Annotated in this window: 2 protein-coding genes; both read left to right on the top strand. The window is 76.0% G+C overall.

The annotated features are described in order from the left end of the window. The coding region (locus tag ACFV5N_RS23115; protein ID WP_385603056.1) for a MupA/Atu3671 family FMN-dependent luciferase-like monooxygenase at positions 1-5358 on the top strand (5358 nt) is incomplete at its 5' end. 58 nt (positions 5359-5416) lie between these two features. Next, a partial coding sequence (locus tag ACFV5N_RS23110) for an MFS transporter (RefSeq protein ID WP_385603054.1) occupies positions 5417-6398 on the top strand: 982 nt, incomplete at its 3' end.

Genomic DNA, 6398 nt, shown 5'->3' with positions numbered 1-6398 from the left:
CCCAACCCCTCCGTGCTCGCCGCCGCCCTCGCCGCCCGGACGCGCCGGGTGCGGCTGCACGCCGGGTCGGTCGTGCTGCCCCTGCACCACCCGGCGCGGGTCGCCGAGGAGTGGTCCGTCGTGGACAACCTCTCCGGCGGCCGGGCCGGACTCTGTGTGGCCAGTGGCTGGCACGCCCGTGACTTCGCCCTCGCCCCGCAGAACTTCGGCCGGCACCGCGAGCTGATGTACGAACAGCTGGCCACCGTACGGCGGCTGTGGGCCGGTGACCCGGTCGAGGTCACCGCGGGCGACGGCAAGCCGGCCGAGATACGGCTCCAGCCGCGGCCCCTCCAGGACCAGCCGCCCCTGTTCGTCGCCGTCGTCGGCAACCCCGACAGCTACCGCCGCGCCGCCGCCGAGGACCTGGGCATCGTCACCAACCTCATGGCCCAGACCGTCGGGCAACTGGCCGAGAACATCGCCCTGTACCGCCGCACCCGCGCCGAACACGGCCTGGACCCGGCGGCCGGCCGGGTCGTGGTGCTCGTGCACACCTTCCTCGCCGAGGACGCCGCCACCGCCAGGGCCGAGGCGTACCGGCCGTTCCTCTCCTATCTGCGGTCCTCCCTCGCCCTGTTCAACCAGGTCACCAACAGCCTCGGCGTCGAGGTCGACCTGGAACGCACCCACCCGGACGACGTCGACTTCCTGCTCGGCCGCGCCTACGAGCGGTACTGCGACGCACGCGCCCTGATCGGGGACGCGGCGAGCGCGGCCCGCACCGTACGGGCCCTCACGGACGCCGGAGCCGACGAGATCGCCTGCTTCGTCGACTTCGGTGTGCCGAAGGACCGGGTGCTCGGCTCCCTGCCGCTGCTGGACCGGCTCCGGCGCACCACCGCGGAGCGGCGGCTGCCGCTGTCCCCCGCCCAGCGGCGGATCTGGGTACAGGAACAGCTCCAGCCCGGCACCCGCATGTACCACGAGCCCAAAGCGATCCGGCTGGACGGCCCCCTCGATCCGGAGGCGGTGCACGGCGCGCTGCACCGGGTCATCGCCCGGCAGCCGGCCCTGCGCACCGTCTTCGGGCAGCAGGACGACGGGACCCCGTACCGCCGGGTGCACGAGCGGCTGACCATCGACCTGCCCGTCACCGACCTGACCGGCGCCACCGAGGAGGAGGCCCTGCGGGCCGCCCTCGACGAGGCCGCGCGTGAGACGTTCGACCTGGCCCGGGGCCCGCTGCTGGCCGCCCGCCTGCTCCGGCTGGGGCCCGGGCGGCATCTGCTGTTCCTCGTCGCCCACCATCTGATCCTCGACTCCGCCTCCACCGCCGTCCTGGCCCGGGAACTGACCGCCCAGCTGCGCTCCTGGCCGCACCCCGCCGATCTGCCGCCGCTCCCGGTGACCGCCACCCCGCCGCCCGACCCGGAACGGCTCGCCGCCGACCTGGCGTTCTGGCGGGCCGAACTCGACGGCGCCCCCGACCTCGCCCTGCCCACCGACCACCCGCGCCCGGCCCGGCGCACCGGCGAGGGCGCCGCGCTCAGCCACGCGCTGGACGGTGCCCTCATGGACCGGCTCGCCCGGTACTGCGCCGAACAGCGCGCCACCGTGTTCATGGCCCTGACCGCCGCCGTCGCGGCCGTGCTCGGCCGGTTCGGCGGCACCACCGATCTCGTCCTGGGCACGGCTGTCGACGCCCGGCCACCGCGGGCCGAGCACGAGATCGGCCTGTTCCTCGACACCGTGGCGCTGCGCGTCGACCTGAGCGGTGACCCCGACTTCGGCACCCTGCTGCGCCGGGTGCGGGACCGCAGCACGGAGGCGTTCGAGCACCGTCAGGTGCCCTTCGACGACCTGGTACGTGCCCTCAACCCGGAGCGCGACCCGGGCCGCAACCCGCTGTTCCAGGTCATGGTCGAGTACGAGCGGCAGGCCGACGCCGCGCTCCTCGACGTACCGAGCGACCGCGCCCCGTTCGATCTGAGCCTCTATCTCACCCACCACCGCGACGGCCTGCGCTTCATGGCCGAGTACGACACCGCGCTCTTCACCGAACGCACCGTGCGCCGGCTGGCCGGCTCCGTGGAACAGCTGCTGCGCCGCCTGCTGGACACCCCGGCCGCGCCGCTGTCGGTCCTCACCGCGCTCACCGACGGCGACCGGGCCGAGCTGGCCGCCGCCCACACCCCCGGGCCGTCCGCCCGGGCCGGGACCGACGACACCCTGCACGCGCTGTTCGCCCGGCAGGCGGCGCGAACCCCGGACGCCGTGGCCCTGCGCACGGCGGCGGACGGAAGCACCGTCAGCTACCGGGAACTGGCCGGCCGCGCCCACGCCCTGGCCCGGACGCTGCGGGCGCGCGGCGCGCGGCGCGGGGAGCGGGTCGGCGTCCTGCTGCCGCGCGGCCCCGCGCTGATCACCGCGCTGCTGGCCGTGCTGCGCAGCGGCGCCGCCTATGTGCCGCTGGACCCGGCGCTGCCCACCGCGCGGCTGGCGCAGCTGCTGGCCGACAGCGACCCGGTGCTGCTGCTCACCAGCGCCGCCGGGCTCGCCGCGCACGACGGCCTGCGGGAGGAGACGGACACCGGGGTGCTGTACGCGCCCGAGCCCGGCGCCCCGGACGCCACCCCGGCTGGCCCGGACGGTCCCGCCGACCTCACCGATCTCACCGACCCCGCGGGCCCGGACGATCCGGCGTACCTCCTCTACACCTCCGGCTCCACCGGCGCGCCCAAGGGGGTGATCGTGCCCCACCGCGGCCCGGCCCAGCTGGTCCGCGGCCTGCTGGCGGCCCACCCGCCACTGCGCACGCTCCAGTGGACCTCGCCCGCCTTCGACGTGCACGTCCAGGAGGTGTTCACCACCCTGGCCGCCGGTGCCGAACTCGTCCTCGTCGACGACGCCGTACGGTACGACCCCGCCGCCGTCGCCGCCGTGGTGCGCGAGCACGCGGTCGGGCGGATGTTCATGCCGTGCACCCCGCTGCGCTACCTGATGGAGACGGAGCCGCGCCTGCCCGCCCTGCGCGAGCTGGTCTCGGCCGGGGAAGCGCTGGAACTCACCCCGGCCTTCCGCCGGTTCCTGGCCGCCCACCCCGACTGTGCGCTGTTCAACCAGTACGGCCCCACCGAGGCGTCGATCGTCGTCACCTCCCACCGGGTCACCGAGGACCGGAGAACCGAGGACCGGCCACCGATCGGCCGGCCGCTGCCCGGGGTGCGCATCCGGCTGCTGGACGGCACGGGAGCCGAGGTCCCGGTCGGCGCGGTCGGGGAGATCGAGATCGGCGGCCCGGCCGTGGCCCTCGGCTACCACCGCAGACCGCGCGAGACCGCCGCCGTGTTCGGCACCGGGGAGAGCGGCGAGCGCACGTACCGCACGGGCGACCTGGCCCGCTGGCGCTCCGACGGCACCCTCGCCTACCTGGGGCGCACCGACGACCAGGTGAAGATCCGCGGCCACCGGGTGGAGCCGGCCGAGGTGCGGGCCGCCCTGATCCGGCTGCCCGGCGTCCGCGAGGCCGCGGTGCTGGCGCGTCCCGACCGGCGCGGGGAGGCCGAACTGGTCGCCTACGTCGTCCCGGCCGGTGCCGACACCGATCTCACCGCGCTCCGCGCCTGGCTCGCCTCCGCGCTCCCCGGCCACCTGGTGCCCCGGCACTGGATGCCGCTGGAGCGGCTGCCGGTCAACGCCTCGGGCAAACTCGACCGCGACCGGCTGCCCGCCCCGGCCCCCGGCAGCGCCGTACCCGGCGACACCACCGGGCCGGGGGACGGGCCCGGCACCCCGCTGGAGAAGTCACTGCACGACCTGTGGTGCGACGAACTCGGCCTGCCCGGGCCGCTCTCCGTCACCCGGTCGTTCTTCCAGCTCGGCGGGCACTCGCTCGGCGCCATCCGGCTGGTGAACCGGATGACCCGGGAAACCGGCCGCCCGCTGGCGATGGCCGACTTCTTCCGGGCGCCCACGATCCGCGCCTGCGCCGCCCACGTCACCGGTGATCCCGCCCCGGTGCCCGGAGCGGTGCCGGAGTCCGCGCCCCGGCCCGCCGGGGAGGTCGCGGACACCGTGCCCGCGCCGTCCGCGCTGCGCCGCCTCACCGGCCGGCACCGCGCCCATCCGCACCCCGGCGTCTTCAACGTCGCCCACCGCGTCGCCCTGACCGGCGACCTCGACGAGCAGGCGCTCACCGGCGCGCTGCGCGCCCTGGTGGCCCGGCATCCGGCGCTGCGCGCCCGGGTCGCCGGCGAGCGGGTGGAGACCCTGGCGGAGACCGAGGTGGAGGTGGTGGAGACCGATCTGGCCGGGCTGTCCGACGCCGACATCGACCGCTGGTGCCAGGAGACCGCCCGGCAGCCCTTCGACCTGGCGCGCGCCCCGCTGTTCCGGTTCCGGCTCGGCCGCCTCGCCCCGGACCGCCGGCTGCTGCTCGTGGTGCTGCACCACGCGGTCTGCGACGGCTGGTCGATGGGCCTGCTGTGGCGCGACCTGTCCGCGCTGTACGCGGGCCGGCCCCTGCCCCGGCCCGCCGCCGGCTACCCGGACTACGCCCGCTGGGCGGACGCGCAGCTGACCGGGGAGCGCCGCGCGGCCCTGGAGCGGTTCTGGCGCACCGAGCTGGCCGGGGCGCCACTGCGCCCCGCGCTGCCCGCCGACCGTCCCCGCCCGCCGGTGCTCTCCGGGCGCGGCGCGCTGCACACCGTCACGCTCACCGGCCCATTGCCCGCCCGGGTCCGGGCCCTCGCCGCCGAGCTGGGCACCACCCCGTACGCGGTGCTGGCCGGGGCGTTCGCGGTCTGGCTGGCCGGGGTGTGCGACCAGCCGGAGGTGGTGCTGGCCGCGTCCAGCGCCAACCGGGCGGCGGTGCGCGAGCACGAGGAGGTGGTCGGGCTGCTCGGCGAGGCAGTGGCGCTGCGGGCCCGGCTGCCGGAGGCCGACTCCTTCGCGGCGCTGGTGACCCGCCTCGGCCCCGCGCTGTTCGCGGCGATGGACCATCAGGCGCTGCCCCTGGCCGAGGTGGTGCGGCTGGTGGCGCCGCAGTACGCGGCCGGGCTGTTCCCGACCGTCCTGTTCACGGTGGTGACGACCGAGCCGCCGGCCCTGGAACTGCCGGGCGTCCGTGCCGAGATCGCCCCGCTGCCGGTCGCCGGCACGGCCCGCACCGAGCTGTACGTGGTGCTGGCCCCGGCCGGGGACGCCCTGACGGTGACGATGGAGTACAGCACGGATCTCTTCGAAGCGGCCACGGTCGCCGGCTGGGGCCGTGACCTCGCCGCCGTGCTGGACCGGCTGACCGCCGAGCCCGGGGCGCCGCTCCCCGCCGCCGGGGACGGAGAAGGGGTCGGGGACCGGGACGGGAGGCAGCGGTAGGGTCGGGCGGCGGCAGCGGACGGCGAGCCGGATGACGAGCGGCGGGCGGGGGACGGTCATGGCACGGGGGAGCGGCAGAGCGGACACCTGGCTGATCGTGCTCGGGCAGAGCAGCCAGGCGCTGGGGATGGGCGGGATAGCCCTGTTCCTGCCGCTCATCCGCGAGGATCTGGGGCTGTCCTTCGCCCAGGCCGGGCAGCTGGCCGCCGCCGCGACCCTGGTGTACGCGCTGATGCAGGTGCCCGCCGGCTGGCTGACGGACCGCTACGCGCCCAGGAAGCTGTTCTGCGTCGGGGTGCTGGGCACCAACGCCATGTCGCTGGCCTTCGCCGTCGTCCATCCGTACGGCTGGCTGCTGGCGGTGCAGGCGGTGTCGGGGCTGTTCCGCTCGCTGATCTTCGCGCCGGGGATGATGCTCATCAGGGAACGGTTCCCGGCCGACCGCAAGGCGACGGCGATGGGCCTGTACGTGGCCGGCGGGTTCGCCTCCAGTGTCCTGCTGAACGTCTTGGGGCCGCTGCTGGTCGGGCCGCTGGGCTGGCGCTGGCTGTTCGTGATCTTCGGCGGCACCGGAGTGCTGTGGGCGCTGCTCTACCACCGGGTGGGCACCGACCCGCACCGCGAGCCGGGCGCGCTCCCCCGGCTCGCCGAGGTGCGGCGGCTGTTCGGGCATCCGGCGCTGTGGCTGATCGGGGTCATCCAGTTCGCGCGGCTGGCCACGGCGCAGGGGCTGGCGTTCTGGCTGCCCAGCTATCTGGTGGCCGAGCACGCCATGTCGCTCGCGGGGGCCGGGGCGATCGCGGCCACCAGCGCGCTGATCACCGCCCCGTCGAATCTGCTCGGCGGCTGGCTCTCCGACCGGCTCGGCCGCCCGCTGCTGGTCATCGCCGTGGCGCTGACGGCGCTGGGCGCCTCGCTGGCCGTACTGCCCCTGGTGGGCGGGGTGCTGCCGCTGCTGGCGGTGATCGGCGTGAACGCGCTGTTCGTGCAGCTGTACTTCGGCCCGCTGTTCGGGGTGGGGCTGCACTATCTCGGTCCTG

It is taken from the genome of Streptomyces sp. NPDC059853 (genome assembly GCF_042731495.1).
Lineage (GTDB): Bacteria > Actinomycetota > Actinomycetes > Streptomycetales > Streptomycetaceae > Streptomyces.
This window is presented reverse-complemented; position numbering and strand designations above follow the sequence as displayed.